The sequence below is a fragment of the Paenibacillus sp. FSL R5-0527 genome, assembly GCF_038008055.1.
Taxonomy (GTDB): Bacteria; Bacillota; Bacilli; order Paenibacillales; family Paenibacillaceae; genus Fontibacillus; species Fontibacillus macerans.
Map to the genome: position 1 here is coordinate 3,610,829 of NZ_JBBOYI010000001.1, position 16,697 is coordinate 3,627,525.

General features: G+C 46.2%; 15 protein-coding genes and 1 pseudogene. 10 read left to right on the plus strand and 6 right to left on the minus strand.

Annotated elements, in window-relative coordinates; translation table 11 throughout:
• Positions 1-134: 134 nt before the first annotated feature.
• Positions 135-1,505 (plus strand): glycoside-pentoside-hexuronide (GPH):cation symporter, encoded by a 1,371-nt coding sequence (locus tag NYE69_RS15825; RefSeq protein ID WP_340926979.1) that lies wholly within the window; start codon positions 135-137, stop codon positions 1,503-1,505.
• Positions 1,506-1,533: 28 nt separating this feature from the next.
• Complete coding sequence (locus NYE69_RS15830) at positions 1,534-4,023, plus strand: glycoside hydrolase family 31 protein (RefSeq protein ID WP_340926980.1); 2,490 nt, start codon at positions 1,534-1,536, stop codon at positions 4,021-4,023.
• Here NYE69_RS15830 and NYE69_RS15835 read toward each other — a convergent pair.
• On the minus strand, positions 4,020-4,280 hold the full coding sequence (locus NYE69_RS15835) for a hypothetical protein (RefSeq protein WP_328270841.1): 261 nt from the start codon (positions 4,278-4,280) through the stop codon (positions 4,020-4,022). The genes NYE69_RS15830 and NYE69_RS15835 overlap by 4 nt on opposite strands.
• Positions 4,281-4,539: 259 nt before the next feature.
• Here NYE69_RS15835 and NYE69_RS15840 point away from each other — a divergent pair, with 259 nt between their 5' ends.
• Entirely contained in the window at positions 4,540-5,826 is a 1,287-nt protein-coding gene (locus NYE69_RS15840) for an MFS transporter (RefSeq protein WP_328270840.1), read from the plus strand.
• Between the two features lie 249 nt (positions 5,827-6,075).
• The gene (locus tag NYE69_RS15845) at positions 6,076-7,398 is read left to right on the plus strand and encodes a GerAB/ArcD/ProY family transporter (protein WP_340926982.1); all 1,323 of its coding nucleotides are present in this window, start codon (positions 6,076-6,078) and stop codon (positions 7,396-7,398) included.
• Here the strand turns inward: NYE69_RS15845 and NYE69_RS15850 are convergent.
• On the minus strand, positions 7,309-7,755 hold the full coding sequence (locus NYE69_RS15850; protein ID WP_340930415.1) for an ABC transporter permease: 447 nt from the start codon (positions 7,753-7,755) through the stop codon (positions 7,309-7,311). The two genes, NYE69_RS15845 and NYE69_RS15850, sit on opposite strands and share 90 nt — an antisense overlap.
• A gap of 39 nt (positions 7,756-7,794) precedes the next feature.
• Positions 7,795-7,881, minus strand: a pseudogene (locus NYE69_RS15855) (histidine kinase); the annotation flags it as partial.
• Positions 7,882-8,115: 234 nt separating this feature from the next.
• Between NYE69_RS15855 and NYE69_RS15860 the strand changes: the two are divergent.
• From NYE69_RS15860 to NYE69_RS15885, 6 genes are all read left to right on the plus strand, one after another.
• Positions 8,116-8,784 (plus strand): PadR family transcriptional regulator, encoded by a 669-nt coding sequence (locus NYE69_RS15860; RefSeq protein WP_340926983.1) that lies wholly within the window; start codon positions 8,116-8,118, stop codon positions 8,782-8,784.
• 18 nt (positions 8,785-8,802) lie between these two features.
• On the plus strand, positions 8,803-10,443 hold the full coding sequence (locus NYE69_RS15865) for an FAD-dependent monooxygenase (protein ID WP_328270837.1): 1,641 nt from the start codon (positions 8,803-8,805) through the stop codon (positions 10,441-10,443).
• Between the two features lie 37 nt (positions 10,444-10,480).
• Complete coding sequence (locus tag NYE69_RS15870) at positions 10,481-10,912, plus strand: SRPBCC family protein (RefSeq protein WP_328270836.1); 432 nt, start codon at positions 10,481-10,483, stop codon at positions 10,910-10,912.
• 505 nt (positions 10,913-11,417) lie between these two features.
• Entirely contained in the window at positions 11,418-12,020 is a 603-nt protein-coding gene (locus NYE69_RS15875) for a hypothetical protein (RefSeq protein ID WP_328270834.1), read from the plus strand.
• A gap of 23 nt (positions 12,021-12,043) precedes the next feature.
• Positions 12,044-12,673, plus strand: coding sequence for a LysE family translocator (locus NYE69_RS15880; protein WP_328270833.1), 630 nt, complete (start codon positions 12,044-12,046; stop codon positions 12,671-12,673).
• Positions 12,670-12,822: a hypothetical protein gene (locus tag NYE69_RS15885; RefSeq protein ID WP_328270832.1), complete on the plus strand. Its 153-nt coding sequence runs from the start codon at positions 12,670-12,672 to the stop codon at positions 12,820-12,822. The genes NYE69_RS15880 and NYE69_RS15885 overlap by 4 nt, the downstream gene beginning before the upstream one ends.
• 312 nt (positions 12,823-13,134) lie before the next feature.
• Here the strand turns inward: NYE69_RS15885 and NYE69_RS15890 are convergent, their stop codons facing one another.
• The 3 genes from NYE69_RS15890 to NYE69_RS15900 all read right to left on the minus strand — a co-directional run bounded on the left by NYE69_RS15890 (position 13,135) and on the right by NYE69_RS15900 (position 16,233).
• Positions 13,135-13,965 (minus strand): carbohydrate ABC transporter permease, encoded by an 831-nt coding sequence (locus NYE69_RS15890; RefSeq protein WP_340926984.1) that lies wholly within the window; start codon positions 13,963-13,965, stop codon positions 13,135-13,137.
• 24 nt (positions 13,966-13,989) lie between these two features.
• The gene (locus NYE69_RS15895) at positions 13,990-14,877 is read right to left on the minus strand and encodes a carbohydrate ABC transporter permease (RefSeq protein WP_036623902.1); all 888 of its coding nucleotides are present in this window, start codon (positions 14,875-14,877) and stop codon (positions 13,990-13,992) included.
• A gap of 105 nt (positions 14,878-14,982) precedes the next feature.
• Positions 14,983-16,233, minus strand: a complete 1,251-nt coding sequence (locus NYE69_RS15900; protein ID WP_036623901.1) for a sugar ABC transporter substrate-binding protein — start codon at positions 16,231-16,233, stop codon at positions 14,983-14,985.
• Positions 16,234-16,697 lie beyond the last annotated feature (464 nt).

Consider the following 16,697-nt stretch of genomic DNA (forward strand, 5'->3'; position numbering starts at 1 on the left):
GGTGCTTGAAAAATTCAAGCTATAAAGTAAGCGCTAACAAGTAAGCGCTTTAATAAAGGTATTTCCAGATATTTGGATGAAATGCAGCCTATTTCATCAGAATATATAAAATATATTTTTCAGGAGGGCTATGAATGGAAAGTAATCCAAAACAAAAATTGCCTTTGAAGGAAAAGGTTGCTTATGGATTTGGGGATTTGGGAAATGGGTTTATGTTTGATTTAGGGCAATCATATCTGCTGAAGTTCTTTACGGATGTGCTTAATATTCCGGCGGTGGTTGGAGGAACTGTCTTCTTAATATCAAAAATATTTGACGCTTTTGCAGATGTAACTGTCGGAACGATTGTAGACTCCAGAAAGAAAATAGGGAAAAGAGGAAAATTTAGGCCGTTTATTTTATACGGCACACTGCCTCTTGCAATCACTACGGTACTATGCTTTTTAGTTCCGAATCTATCGATGGCCGGGAGAATAGCTTTTGCTTATATTACCTACATGCTGTTTGGATTAGCCTATTCTTTTGTAAATATACCCTATGGTTCATTAGCAGCAGCGATGACTCAAGATTCAGTAGAAAGAACCAAGTTGGCTTCCTTCAGACAGGCCGGTTCCAATTTGGCCGTACTGATCACAGGGGTAGCCGTAATACCTCTAATACTGAATTTTTCCGATTCCAAAGTAGGTTATCCGGTAGTCATGGGATTAATGGCCTTGATTGGTACGGTTTTTCATTTAATTTGCTATAAATATACGGTAGAACATGTAAGAGTTGACGCTCCGGAGAAGAAAAAAGAACCTATAAGCAAAATGTTTAAAGTGCTTTTCTCAAATAAACCGCTAATGATCTTGAATCTGATGAGCTTATTAACCATATCTTTTTACAATCTGAAGGTAGGTATGATGGTATATTATGCTCAATATGTCCTCGGTAATGCAAACTTAACAGGAACTTTAAATTTCGTAAGTATCGGCTGTTCATTGATAGGCGTTGCTGTAATGCCGCTTGTCGTTAAAAAAATCGGAAAGAAAGCTACTTTTTTAGTAGGGTTGGGCATATGGGTGGCCGGCGATCTAATAAATTACATGCTTCCCGGAAATAAAGCTGTATTTATAACATTTTCTTCTATAGCCTGGTTTGGAACGGCTTTCATGAACGGTATGACCTGGGCATTTATATCCGATGCCGTCGAATACGGCGAGTGGAAAACTGGAGAAAGAACCGAAGGAATTATTTATTCTACTTTTAGCTTCTGCAGAAAGCTTGCACAAGCTTTAGCCGGATTTATTCCAGGAGTGGTTTTGAGTCTGATTGGATACATTCCTAATGTTCAGCAATCAGCCGAAACATTAGCCGGAATAAAATCATTAATGCTTCTGTACCCGGCTATTGGAGCAGGAATTGCCATTTTGACTTTTGTATTCTTGTATAATTTAACAGATGATAAATATAAGCATATTTTAGCTGAATTAAGCGCAAGAAAAGAAGCTAAAGCGATCCAATAGTTTGATTGACTTTTAGGAGGGAAAACCAATGAAAATAAGCAATAAAATGATAAGTATAAAAAATTACGATAACTATTTAGATATTGATACCGATGCCGCTAAATATAGAATTGTCTTACTAAATGATGAAATTGTAAGAATTCGTTGTACTTTTGATGAAGAATTTGCGGAGGAAGCATCCTATTCCCTGATTATGACTGCGTGGGAAGACAAAATGGATGGCTTGCTAAGGGAAGAAAGAAAGAGAGTACGGGCAGTTGGAAGCAAATACGAGGATTTAGGCACTTATCTTCGGCTATCTACCAAAAAATTAAAAGTAAATATATACAAAGAGCCTTTTGCTATAGAGATCACAGATAAGGAAGGCAATGTGTTGCATTCCGACTTGAAAGAAAAATCCTATGTAAAAGATGCTCACGGAAGACTCTATCATTATTCCTGTATGGATGACGAAGATTGTTTCTATGGGTTTGGAGAAAAAACAGGCTACCTAAACAAGAAGAAAAAAAGATTAAGAATGCACAATGTAGATACTGTAGGATATGATTCAGAGCATACAGATCCGCTGTATAAGCATATACCTTTCTATATCAAATTTAACAAAAAAAATAGCATAGCCAGCGGAATATTTTATCATAATTCCTTTGATTCCGTTTTTGATATGGGATGTGAGAGAAGCGGTTATTGGAATAAGTATAGTTACTTTTGCGCCGACGGCGGAGAGCTGGACGTATTCTTTATTTATGGCCCGAAAATAAAGGATGTTATAAGAAACTACACGGATTTAACGGGAAAAACTGCACTGCCTCCAAAGTATTCCTTGGGATATATGGGGTCAACCATGTATTATACGGAATTGGATAGAAACTCGGATCAAGCTATTCTGCAGTTTCTTGATAAATGCAAGGCAGAAGGAATTCCTTGTGACGGTTTCTTTATGTCATCAGGATATACGACAGGAGAAAATAATAAAAGATACGTTTTTAACTGGAATTTTGATCGGTTCGCAAATCCTGCACAATTTGTAAGTCAAGTAAAGGAAAAAGGGGCTTGTCTAGCGCCCAACGTAAAACCCGGTATGCTGACTTCTCACCCTTTATACAAGGAATTTGCCGCAGCGGGGGCCTACATAAAGGATGATAAAGCAGAAAAGTCACAAATTGATAGATATTGGGGAGGCCCGGCTTCCTTTGTGGACTTTACCAATCCTAAAGGAAGAGCATTATGGAAAAAGCACCTAAAACAAGCTTTAGTTTCGCTTGGAATCACATCGATATGGAATGATAACAATGAATATGAAATAAACAATTCCGAAGCTGTTTGTCATTTTGAAGGTATGAAGCAAAAAGTGAGTGCATTACGGCCAATCATGCCTAATCTAATGGCTTTTACGGCAAAAGAAACCATAGCGGAAGCAGATCCAAATACAAGACCATATATCATCAATAGAGCCGGATTTGCGGGAATTCAGCGTTATGCCCAAACCTGGGCCGGAGATAACAGTACAAGCTGGAAGAGCTTAAAATTCAATATTCCCGTAATACTTGGAATGGGACTGTCAGGAGTTGCCAATCAAGGCTGCGATATAGGAGGCTTTTATGGTCCGGCACCTGAGCCGGAGCTATTTGTAAGATGGGTTCAGAACGGAATTTTTCAGCCAAGATTCTCCATACACTCCTGCAACAATGATAATACCGTTACAGAACCATGGATGTATCCATCTTATACAAAATATATTAGGGAAGCTATAAAGCTTAGATATACATTAGTACCCTATTTGTACTCCCTGCTATTTGAAGCATCAACTGAAGGTGATCCGGTCATGAGACCTTTAGTTTATGAATTTGAAAATGATAAAAAAGTGTCTGAAGAAAGCTTTGATTTTATGTTCGGAAGTTTTATATTAGTAGCCAACGTCCTTGAAAGGGGGGCAAAAACAAGAAAGGTGTACCTTCCGGAAGGAGCCGCCTGGTTTGATTGGAATACCAAACAGGTCTATGAAGGAGGGCAAACTATTGAAGTAGAAGTTGCATTAAATTCAATTCCTATGTTCATTAGAAGTGGAGCCATTATCCCGATCAGTGAAGGCTTAATGAATATTCATCACGATTCGATTGATAAACTTAAATTGTTAATAGAACCATCGGAGGAATCCAGCTTTGTATTATATGAAGATGATGGTACTACTAATAATTACAAAAATGGCGAATACTTAAAAACCTTAGTATCCGTGAAAAAAACGGATGGAGTTAAAATTACTTTTGAAAAAGAAGGTAACTATAACAAACGACCTAAAGAAATTAATATCGATTTATTATGCAGAGATGTAGCCCCGGTCCAAATATGCTTAAAAGATATTAAGCTGCCCATATTACTGGATAAAAAACAATGGGAATTAAGCGAAGAAGGCTGGTATTTTGACACCGAGCAAAGAATAGCTAAAATAAAATATCCGAATATCGGTGAAAATTATGATCTTCATGTTAATTTCAGTGTAAAAGACTTAATTTCCATTTAATTGGCGAACTGGACTGGGACGATCGCCGGCCGCGGCTCCCCGCACGGATTCGTCAGCATCAACTGCCGCGAAACGCTGAACTTGCCCTGAATCCAGCCATACCGTTCGCTGAACGCGTACTTATCAAGCGGCATAAGCGCGGTGCTGTCTTCGGGCAGCTTGCTCCACACCTCGTCGATCATGGCGCTTACGTTCTCCTCCCGGGACGGGTTGAAATTCACGATATTTAGATGACAAGCCGCTACGATAAATTTCATTTCAGCTAAAAACCACCGGATTCCAAGTTTCCAACTGGATTCCGGTGGTTTTTCTGTTTGTAGTTTTTAAGGCAATGACGAGCCTTTTTGTTTGGCGGAGGACTTAGTTTATTGCTTATGTACATAGGGCTGACGTAATCTTATAGCGGTCAATAAATTTCCTTTATGAATAAAAGAAGGAAATTTAAGGATTTTATAGAATTTACATATAAAGGAATTGAAAATCAGCAAGGCTAAGCAAAAGAAAGGGGTAATTTTTTTGATCAAGCGGTCTTTTTATTATCTGTGGGGGTCTCAGACGATCTCCAATGTTGCAGATATTATCTACATGTTGAGTATAACGGTATTGGTGTTCAGCTCTAGCAATTCTTTAATGCAGACCACTTTGATTCCGCTGTTCCGTTTGTCAGCCCAAGTGGTTAGCGGGCTGGTTGCACCTATAGTTCTCAGCCGATTCAGGCTCACGCGGATTTTGCTGTTCTCCCAACTAGGGCAGTTTATCATTTTTACTCTGCTGTTTCTTTACTTGTGGACCAATCCCGGGCAAGGGTCGTTTCTTTTCATTTTTGTGATGGTGTTTGGCATGTCCTTTCTGGACGGCTGGACCAACCCGGCGCGAAATGCGCTTGTCCCCCGCTTGGCCAGCGGTGAGGGACTCATGCGCGCGAACAGCTTGGTAGCCGTCAGTGATCAGGTAGTTAAATGTGCAGGATGGGCGCTCAGCGGGATTGCTGTAGCCTGGCTCGGTTCACTGAATACGCTTTTGATCGCATCCTGTTGTTATTTGCTGGCTGCAGCGGTCACTACATTCATTCGTGATCCGCTGGATTACCAGGAATCCGGCTCCGAATCTCCAATGCCCGCGACTCAGCCGCCGGCAGCAGCCGAATCAAAGGGCTCGCATTGGAAAGAACTTGGGGCAGGATGGCGGATTATTTGGCATAACCGCCGCATTCGTTCTCTGATGATCGTGGACAGTATAGACACCATTGGGGGGACCTCCTGGCTTGGTGTATTTATTTTAGCGTATGTAACTCAGGTGCTGCATAAGGATGCAAGCTGGTGGGGATTTATGAATGCCTCCTTTTTCTCCGGGATGATTCTGGGCGGGCTGGTTGTTGTTGCTTTGGTCAAACGGTTGCAAAAAAACAGTTATTTATACATGCTGGGAGCATTGTTCGTGTATGTGCTGATTACGGTAGTGTTTGCTCTCAATACGATTCCGGCCGCTGCGCTTGTTCTATTTGCCGTCTCCGGATTACCGGTGCAAATGGCCGGAATTATTCGCCGTACCTTGCTGCAAACAAGCGCTCCGGCGGCTCAACTCCCCAAAGTAATGGCAGGGATTGACGTGCTTACGAACCTTGGCTTTGGTTTATCTTTATTGTTTCTGGGTTGGTATGCGGACCGTTTTGGAATGGTACAAGTGTATCTGCTGGCTGCGGCTATGACGACAATTGCTGTCTTGATCGGGTTGTTCTATCGGAGAGATTTTCAGGAAAGTGCGCAAGTGGGTCATCCAACCGTCAAGGGTTCAGGGATTTGAAGCCAAGCCATTCGTAATGCGGGTCTACGTCATCAAGAGTAGGGCCCCAGTTCGGATTTTTTCGAAAGCCTCCTTAAAGTGCGGATGAACAAATACATTTTAAAGGCATTTAGTTCAAGAAGGCGTTCCCGAAGTGTCGGGGAGCGCCTTTTTTAATGAAATGAAATCGGGCTTTTTTGGCGAAAATAACATAATAGGGAAAATATGCAAATCACATATCGGCTGTTATGTTGACGGGGGGGCTTGCGGATGGTGGAAAAAGGGAAGATTTCTTCGGGTCAATTTGCGCTCATACTATATTCCCTGATGGGCTACGACGGGCTGCTCCTGATCCCCAAAATCGCGGGGGAAGCGGCGGGGCGGGATTTATGGCTGTCGCCTGTGTGGTCGCACCTGGCCGGTATCGCCTTCGTACTGGCCATGCTGCAGCTCGGCCGCATGTTTCCGGGAGAGACAAGCATCGCGTACAGCAAGCGGGTGTTAGGAAAGCTGCCGGGCAAAGCGGCGGGGTTTATCATCGTGTTTTACACCGCTTACCTGACCAGCGTTATTTTACGGATTTACAGCGATTTTATTTCCTCCGTATTTTTGGAGAATACCCCCTCCCTGGTCACCGCCGGCGGAATAATGTTTCTTGTGGCGTATACGGTCAGGGGGGGCGTGGAGGTGCTGGGGCGGTTAGCCCAGCTGTTTCTGCCGGTTACGATCGTAGTGTTCGCGCTGCTGAGTATTCTCACCATCCCTGAATGGAACGTATCGAACGCTCTGCCGATCATGGGGAACGGACCGGTCCCTTCGCTCAAGGGAGCCATCGTTCCGTTTACCTGGTTCTCCGGTTATCTTTTGTTGGGATTGTATTTCCCGTTATTGTCGAATCAGCGGAAAGCAGCGTTTTTCGTTTTGACGGCCTGGTTTGGGGAAATGATTACACTTGCGGCGTCCGGACTTGTGTCCGTGTTTCTTTTTGGCGAGTATGCCGGTACATTAAACTATCCGTTTATCGAAGTCGTTCGTTATATTGGACTCGGTGAGTTTTTTCAGCACATTGACGCCTTGCTGCTGGCTGTATGGCTGCCGGGGACGTTTATCGAATTGGCCGCGTATTTCTATGCGGCGGTGACGGGAATGGCCGAATGGATTGGACTCAAGGATTATCGGGCGCTTGCCTTTCCGCTTGGATTTTTGGCTTTGGTCGTGAGCTTCTGGGGCCTTTCCGGCGCTGCTGATTTTGCTAATTATTTGGCGACGAGTCATGTTTGGTTCGATTTCTCGCTGGTAGTGTTCGGCTTTATTCTCTTCCTGACGGCATGGATCCGCAGCAAACTGGGGGCTCTAAAGCCAAATAGAGTGCCTTACGCTGACCAAGATCCCGCTCCGGTAGCGGCCACGATCGTGCATCATGAGGAGCATGCCGAGCATGCACATGCGGAAAGCGGCTCCGCCTCCCATTCCCATGCCGGCGCGGTTGCCACCTCGCGGGACCTATGCCCGTCCTGCGGCTCCGCCTCGCTGATCAACATCGAGGGCTGCAAAACCTGCAGCAATTGTGGGCACAGCCAGTGTTATTTTTAGGTGTGGAATAATGTTGGAAAAAATAAAGGAAATTGTTAAAGATTTCTCCAACATGATCATCTTATTTCCCGCCCCAGCGGAAAAACCGTGAGGACAAATGATCGACACGATGGCGACACCAATGAGGACCGCGACATCCACCCCATTCTCCCAAATCGGTGTAAAATTCCATGTTTGCCTTGTTAAATCATTAACGTAGTAAAGCAGAGTGAGGTGAGCGATCATACGTAACACGTTTGGCATCCATTCAATCGGCATGGTCGCTCCCGATAGAAAAATCATCAAATTCAACGCGAGTGAACTGATAGCAGAGGCAGTCCGAACGTTTTTGGCCTCCAGCCCGCTTAACAGTGGCATCTCAATATCAAGAATGGCACTATTGGCGGTTTTTTCCCGAATCAGCCGCTCCACCAATTCACCTTTCAACGAAATGAGAGACAGGGTATAACCCAACGTATCATGAAGATCACGGGCGATTCGCTGGCTTCCGGATCATCCTCACCACTGACCCTTTTCTCATTATTACTTGTGCCTCCTTGATTTATTGTATTAAAAGCATATCGATAAGCCGACGGTGCCGGTAGTTATGCATATCACTTATTTGAAATGATAAATATCATTTTTTAACCGGCAGCACATTGGAACGTCACCACCTTTAAATTGGGCAACTTCTGAGCTGCCTTTTTTTATGCAAATGAATCGAAGAGATATATTTTGTTGACGAGTCATATTATTACTAGTAATATTAATACTATGGAGATCAATATCAAAAAATCGCCTGTCGCTTTAGCCATCCTTTGTTTCCTTATTGAGGAGCCTATGCATCCTTATCGTATGCAACAGTTAATTAAAGAAAGGGAGAAGGACGAGGTCATTAATGTTCGCCATCGAGCAAGTATTTACCAAACGATTGAACGGTTGCATCGAGACAAGGCCATTGCCATTCAAGGAAAGAAAAAGAATGAAGGGAGACCGGACTTGGTTGTTTATGAAATCACGGATCTGGGCCACGAAGCTGCCTATACTTGGATTCGTGAAATGATTTCTACACCGGCACAGGAGTTTTTGGAATTCCCCGCTGCCGTATCTTTTCTGGCGCTGCTCACGCCCGAAGATGTGGCTCTCCTGTTCAAACAACGGGTCAAAGCGCTAGAAAACACACTTGCTCGGCTCAAGGATCAGTTTCAAAAAGGTGCTACGCTGAGACTGCCGCGGCTGTTTTTGTTGGAAAGCGAGTATCAACACGCCGTGCTTGAAGCTGAAATCGGATGGATTCAATCCGTCATTGCCGATATTGAAGCCCGAAGGCTGACATGGAGCATGGAGGAACTGCGCAAGAGAAACGAGTCAATCGATGACCGTTTAGATGAAAAAGAAACTGAATAACGAAAGGACATGATCATAATGAATCCGATAAATTCCACAATGATTAACGAAACGGTACCTGTGCTCATTGTGGGGGGAAGTCTTGTGGGTCTATCCCTTTCTCTGTTTCTGGCTAAACAAGGGGTAAAGTCAATAGTCGTCGAGCGCCATCCGGGCACGGCCATTCATCCGCGCGTCTCAAGCTTGACTGCCCGCACGATGGAAATCTTCCGCTCTGCCGGAGTTGAAGAGGAGATACGCCGTGAAGAACCCCCTTTCCCACGGGAATTCGGCATCATGTTTGTCGAGAGTCTGGCCGGGGAAGTTTTCGAGAATCTGATGGAAGATATGAGCGCGTATTTTACGGATGTCAGTCCTGTTGAAGGCAACGGCATCGCGCAAGATTTGCTTGAGCCGGTGCTTCGGATGAAGGCTGAACAAGCAGGTGCCGATCTTCGATACAACACGGAAATGATCGGGTTCGAAGCGGATGAGCACGGCGTCTCGGCCACCATTCGGGATCGCATCAACGGTGAAACACGCCAGATTCGATCCGAGTATATGGTTGGAGCCGACGGAAGCAAGAGTGGGATCCGTGCAGCTTTAGGAATCGGGCAGCATGGAGAGGGGACACTTTTTCATCTGATCAGCGTCATTTTCGACGCGGACATCCATGATCTCTTCAAGAACCAAAATGCACATATGTGTTTCTTCGCCAATGAAGACGCAAGCGGCAGTCTTGTCCTGTATCCCGGCACACTCAGGCGGCCTCATGTATACCGGTTGGATGTGATCTATGATCCGGAAGAGGAAACGATTGACGATTACCCGGAAGAGCGATGTATTGCATTGGTAAGGGCAGCAATTGGAATCCCTGACATTCCAGTGAAATTCAAGAAGGTATTAACCTGGGAAATGGCTGCTCGCGTAGCTGATCGCTTCCAACAAGACCGTATATTTATCGTTGGGGATGCCGCACGGGTTCAACCTCCCAGCGGCGGCTTGGGAGGCAATGCCGGCATTGCCGAGGTGCATAACCTCGCTTGGAAGCTGGCTGCCGTGTTGCGCGGTGAAGCCGGCGAGGGCCTACTTGCCACTTACGACATGGAGCGCCGGCCTATAGCGGATTACACCGTGGAACAGGTCGTCATGCTCTCCCAGCAGCGCGAACATGAAGGAGCAGATGGAATTACGGTAAACACCCTACATGTCAATATGGGTTATCGCTATCAAGACGGCGCGTTCATACCGGAAGGAGACGGGCAGAACCTCCCCCTTGCACAGCCGCCAGAGTCGTGGACGGGTCAGCCAGGAACCCGCGCGGCGCACGTCGTTTTCGAACGCAACGGTCAGCCGTTTTCCTCAATCGATCTGTTTGGTTCTCGATTTGTGTTACTCGTTGGACCAGAAGGACAAGGCTGGCTAAAGGCCGCACAACAGGTTCTAAAGGCGCTCCATCTTCCAATGGATATGTACTGGATAGGCTGGCAAAACAACGACTTCAGCGATCCGGGCAACGATTTTCTTGACGCATACGGCATTACCGCCTCGGGAGCTGTCATCGTTCGACCAGACGGGTACATCGGATGGAGAAAAACGACCGCAGAGGATAGTAACGCTGGAATGGAACAAATGCTAACTGACGCGCTATCAACCATTCTTTGTCGCAAAATGGATTAAGAAATGAATAACTTCAAAATGAAAAGGAACATCCCCTATGCTTACATTTAAATATAACGAGGTCTATGACTACCCTGCAGCTGTGGTTTTTTCACGCCTCACGAATCTAAAAGGGCGGACTGCCTGGATGAAAGGGATTATGGAAAATCGAGTCACCCCTGAAGGTCCGGTTCAGATCGGAAGCCAATATTTCGAAAGCGGAAAATATTCGGGCTTCAAATCCGAGAAAACCATGTTTGTGACCGAGCTAATTCAGGATCAATTACTGACATTGGAGACAATCCCCGGAGAAAAACAACACTTTCGCGAAAGCTACCTTGTCGAGCCGCTATCCGATCACTCTTGCCGAGTTCATTTCACGATTCAAGTCGGGAATGTACCGAAGGTAGCTGAATTCTTCATGCGACAATCGATGAAAAAAGAGCAGCCGAAAACGGCTGCCAGCTTGAAGGCCGTGCTGAATGAATAACCTCCGTGACAACCGGGTGCGGGAAAACCGGGCAATAGCTTGAACATTCACGCTGATTTTGGATCAAACCTACTTTGGCGTATATAATGGGGAGGCTGGACAACAGTGGGTCATTAACGGAAAGACATTTCCTGATACACGACGCTTGGATCACTGCCACAATCTGGATCATCCACAAAAAGGGATGACTTTGCATGTGAATTATGAAAATATTTATACTCCTTTCGCGATTGGAAGTGAAACGGGCAATCGTCCTGAATAGTATTGGGACGTGATTACGAATATACGATTCTACTGTTTGGCCGACTGTTGACTGCTATATTGTATTGGATGTACCCCGAAATGACATCCAATTTACCGTTATGGCGTAAATCCCGCTTTATATTTTGATCACTAGTCTTTTATTTATGTTGAAAGTAATATTTGGCTTTGCGGTGACCACTATAGCAAAACCTATAGGAACAATGGCGAATCCGCATGAGCGCGTCAGGAGAGGAGCGAACAAATGCAAGAACTTGAAGATCTGCTCGCTCGCCAATTTCAGTTGCAAGCTGAGGCCGCTGTAGTGGTGGAAGAGCTGAACCTTATCCAATCGCTAAAAGCAGCCGGCATGCCTGTTAAAGTTGGAAGTGCGGCACTTGGTTTAATGACTTGGAGAGACCTTGATATGACGGTCGTTTGTTCCAAGTTGGACATTGCTGTAATCTCCCGAATTGCTTCGCAATTGATATTGAACCCTAAGATTAGGCAGATGAAATTTATGAACGATACCGGTAGCTGGAACACCGATCCTGCCTACCCGGATGGGTATTTTATTGGGTTGGATTACTTATCTAAAAGCGGGAGCAAATGGTCGCTGGATATTTGGTTCGTTGATGATCCTGAGAAACAACCTGATCTGCGGCATATTCGTACGTTGCCCGGTCGTCTTAATGAAGAGGCGGTTCTCTCTATCCTGCGGATCAAAACCGTTTGGGCATCGAGAGCCGAGTATGGGAAACAGGTGAAAAGCTTTGATATCTATACGGCTGTATTAGATCATAAAGTGAGCACACCCGCTGAATTTGAACAATGGCTTCAAAACCGTAACAACAATATATCACCTTGAGTACTTTTGAAGGGGGAAGCCGGATGCCGGATTTTTCAACTTTATTGGCGTATGTTATCGTTGTCATTTTTCTATTTTTAATTCCAGGACCAGCCGTTCTTCTTACCGTTACTCGTACAGTTCAAAACGGGCGCAAAGGAGGCATTATGGCAGGGCTTGGCATCGCAACCGGGGATTTTCTTCACACCTTATTTGCTACTGTTGGGCTTTCTACTATACTAATGACCTCGGCTCTCGCCTTCAATTTTGTTAAATATGCAGGAGCGGTATTCTTACTATATTTAGGAGTTCGCGAAGTGATGAGTAAGCCATCAGAACCACGACTTCCAAAGGTTAAATCGGCGGGAGCTTTAAAGTCATTCGTTACGGCAACAGTTGCAGAAGTTCTTAATCCAAAGACGGCTCTATTTTTTCTGGCGTTTTTGCCTCAATTTGTTCATCTCGAACGAGGCCATGCCGCCACGCAGTTTTTGATCCTTGGTGTCGTCTTTGTGATCTTAAGTGCATTGTATACAACCTCGATTGTACTAGGTATTTCTGCGCTCGGGAAACTGGTTAGACGGAGGACATGGATAAACCGCTTAAACCGCCTAAGTGGCAAATTCGTCGGAGCAATCTATATCGGACTAGGCCTAAAGGTTGCATTCCAATGACAGTAATGATGGTTTGTGGTATGACTTTTGATAACACCAAGATTGAAGTCCGCCCTTTAGTGATATCGGTTGACGGGATCATGGAAGCTTACCGCAAGGATGCGGCGGGCTTCAAAAAAACGAATAAAAAAGTAATAATCAGCGCTTGACAGGGAGGGCCGGTAACCGATCGTGGCAAGAAATATCGGCAGATCAACATCCGCTGTCCGGACGCTTTGCACGATTATCCCGTTTGATCCGGAAGCAAAAAGGAAGATAAATTCAAGAGAAGAAAATAGGTATGGGAGAAGCAGACATATTCGAGATCGTTAGACAGGTTTGTGAGAAAGGAGGTTTAGAAGGAGTGAAGTAGACTTGATGGGAGGAATGGGGCAAGACACCGGGAAAAATGAAAGGGCCGTGATACCGTCAAAAAACCGCCGGAGGATTTCTCCAGCGGTTTTTCTCATGCCAGGACGGGGTTATTTCATCCCTGAGATCGAATAGTTTTCGATGATGTGCTTCTGGAAAACGATGAAGATGATGATAATCGGTACGACCATAAATGCCGAACCCGCCATCTGCAGCGCGAAATTTCCCGCGTACTGGCCTTTTAGCAGCTGCAAGCCGACCGACAGCGTATACAGCTTCTCGTCGTTGGCGATGATGATCGGCCAGAGGAAGCTGTTCCAGCCGGCGATAAAGGCCAAGATTCCCTGCACAGCCAGGATGGATTTGGAGATCGGCAAGGCGATTTGCAGGAAGATACGGAACTCTCCGGCGCCGTCCAAACGGGTCGCTTCCAGCAGTTCGTCGGGAATCGTCGACATAAACTGGCGGAACAGGAAGATGGCAAAGGCGCCAACCATGCTCGGAAGCGCGATCCCCACCAGCGTATTGGTCAGACTCATCATGTTCAGGATCAGATAGACCGGAATCATCGTGACCTGACCGGGAATCATCATGGTGGCCAGCACGAGGTAGAACAAGCCGTCCCGGCCTTTAAACTGGTATTTGGCAAAAGCAAAGCCGGCTAGCGCGTTCAGGAACAATCCGAGAAAGGAAAAGACGACGATGATCAACGTATTGCGCAAATAAATGCCGAACTGCATATTTTCAAACAGCTCGCGGAAGTTGTTCAGGGTAAACTGCTGCGGCCACAACGTTGGCGGAATTTGCGCCACTTCGCTTTCCGTCTTGAACGAGGACAAGATCATCCAAACGAACGGCAGCAGCATCAGCAGGCCAAGCACGCCCAGCAGGATACCAAACAGCCATTGCAGCGTTTTATCGCCAGAGGTTTTGGTTTTCATGCGTATACACCTCCCGGGATGGCATCAGACATCCGCTTCCTTGTTTTGGAATTTGTATTGCACGAGCGTAATCAGGATTATCGCAAAAAACAAAATAAAGGATCCTGCCGCGGCATATCCGAATTTACTGAATTGAAAACCGTTATTGTAAATAAACAGGGCCACGGACAGCGTACCGTCGAGCGGACCGCCGTTGGTCATGACGAACGGCTCTTCGAAGAATTGCAGCCAGCCGATCATCGTCGTCATCGACACGAAGAAGATGGCAAAGCGCAGCAGGGGGATGGTGATCGACCAGGTTTGCCGCCACGCGCTGGCTCCGTCGATTTGCGCCGCTTCGTAATACGTCTTCGAGATGCCTTTGAGCGCGGCGATGAAGATGAGCATGTTGAGGCCGATTGCCCGCCAAACGGCCAGGATGATCAGCGAAATTTTCGCCATGACCGGATCCTGCAGCCAAGGGACAGGCCCCAGGCCAAGCGAAGTCAAAATATAGTTGAGCAGCCCCAGCGACGGGTTGTACAGATAGCTCCAGACGACGGCGACCGCCACGACGTTGGTGACCGACGGCATATAGAAAATAACCCGGAACGCTTTGAAAATGCGGGCTCTTCCGGCGTTGATCAACAGAGCGATCATGAGGGAAATGACGATCACGAGCGGAACGCCGATGATAACGTAGAACAAGGTGTTGAAAATCGATTTTTGAAAAGAAGGATCTTGCAGAACTTCCTTGTAATTGTCGAAGCCGATGAAGCTGATGTTCGAATAGTCGGCCAGTCCGGCCATATCCATGTCGGTAAAGCTGATGACGAGCGCGATGGTGATCGGCAGCAGCGAAAATAATGCCAGCAGAATCAAAGTCGGCGCAACGAATACATAAGGGGCGTTTTTTTGCGATAAGCCTTTCATTGAGAATCACTTCCTTTATTTATGCGCTTCTTAAACCTAGGCCAAACCGCGGTTTGCCGGGCAGCCTAGGCTGCCCGGCGGGTTTCGGCGGTATCGCGGCTGCTGTTATTTGTTCAGGATTTTCTCCGCTTCGGCGTTGAAAACGTCCATTTCGCTTTGGACGTCGGCACCTCCGCGGACGATGCGTTCAAAGCTCTTCAAATACGTTTGGGCAATTTGTTCCCAGCTTGTCAATAGCGGCATCGGTTCGGAATGCTCAAGCTGTTGCTTAAGGGCCTGGTAGCTCGGATCGTCTTTCAACGACGGGTCTTCCCACGCTTTTACGTTAGTCGGAAGCGATTTGGTCAACTGCATCCACTTGACCTGCGTTTCCGGTTTGCTCATATATTGAATGAACTTCAATGCCTCATCCGGATGTTTGGTATATTGGAATATCGACAAGTCGGAGCCGCCCAACGCCGAGATGTTGTTCTTTTTGGCCGGCAGCGGGGCGACCGCCCATTTTCCTTCGAGTTCCGGGGCTTGCGTTTGGATCAAGTTGATATTCCAAGGACCGCTAATGAACATCGGAACGATGCCATCGCCTCTAAGTCCCTGCACCGCGTCCAGCCCCGCGTCGACAGGAGCCGAACCGTCCTTGAAGAATCCGTCCAGATATTCAACGGCCTCCACGAACTCGGGCTGGTTGAACAGCGGTTTGTTTTGGTCGTCCAGCAGCTTGGAGCCGTTTTGGCGGGCGAACATAAACGCCAGCGATTGCTCTTTCATGTCGATGCTGATGCCGTATTTGCCTTGGCCGCGTTCAGCCAGCTTTTTGGCGGCGGCGCGCAGCTCTTCCCAGGTTCTCGGGGCTTGATCGTACCCCGCTTCTTTAAGCAGGTCGGTGCGGTAGAACAGCACGCGGGTTTCGGTATACCACGGAATCCCTACGATTTTCCCGTCGTACTTTGTCGTGTTCACGGCACCCGTAAAAAATTGATCCTCTTTGAACTCGGGATATTGATCCACCAGGGAAGTCAAATCAAGCAAGGCTCCGGCGCCCGCAAACTCCGGAATCCAGGTCGTTCCCATCTGGATGACGTCCGGCCCTTTCTTCGAAGCGACGGCCGTCAGCAGCTTGTCGTGCGCATTGGACCATGGCAGGGCCTGAACGTTGACCTTAATGTCCGGGTTTTCCTTCATGAAATCGCCGGCAATTTGCGGCAGCGCTTTGGCTTCATCGCCCATCGCCCACACGCTGATTTCTACCTGCTTGGTGCCGCCGGAAGCCGTGTTGTTGTTTGACCCGCAACCGGTAAGAATGCCGGCGAGAACCAGCGAGCTTGCCAAAATAGTCGTTGCTGTTTTTTTCCACATAAGGATCGTCCTTTCTTCAATAATTGCTGTAAGTAATATGAGGATTCCAGAAGTGAATTTATACAAAAAAGCTTGTAAACTAGCTGACGGGATAAGCACCTCCTTGCCTTCGAGTGAAAGTCGTCCCCTTGTCGTAAACTAATGGTGTGCCAATGCAAGCGGCACGGTTCTCTTGGAACGTTTCGATTTCAATGAAGATAGATTGTTTTATCCGTAAACGAGAAGCTAGTGAAACGTTTCGATTCATTATAAAACAGAATGTAATCGTATTCAATAGATTTTTTTCGGCAATATAAATTTTCTTAAAATGTTAAATTGATTATATTAGAACGTTTCGACAATTTATGAAATCGCATTCAATTGAAATTGACGTATTCGAGGATTCGATATATAATCCACTTATTCCGTAAATTGAAACGTTTCGATTACTTGTGATATCGTTAAGTATGAAAAGGGTGGGGATG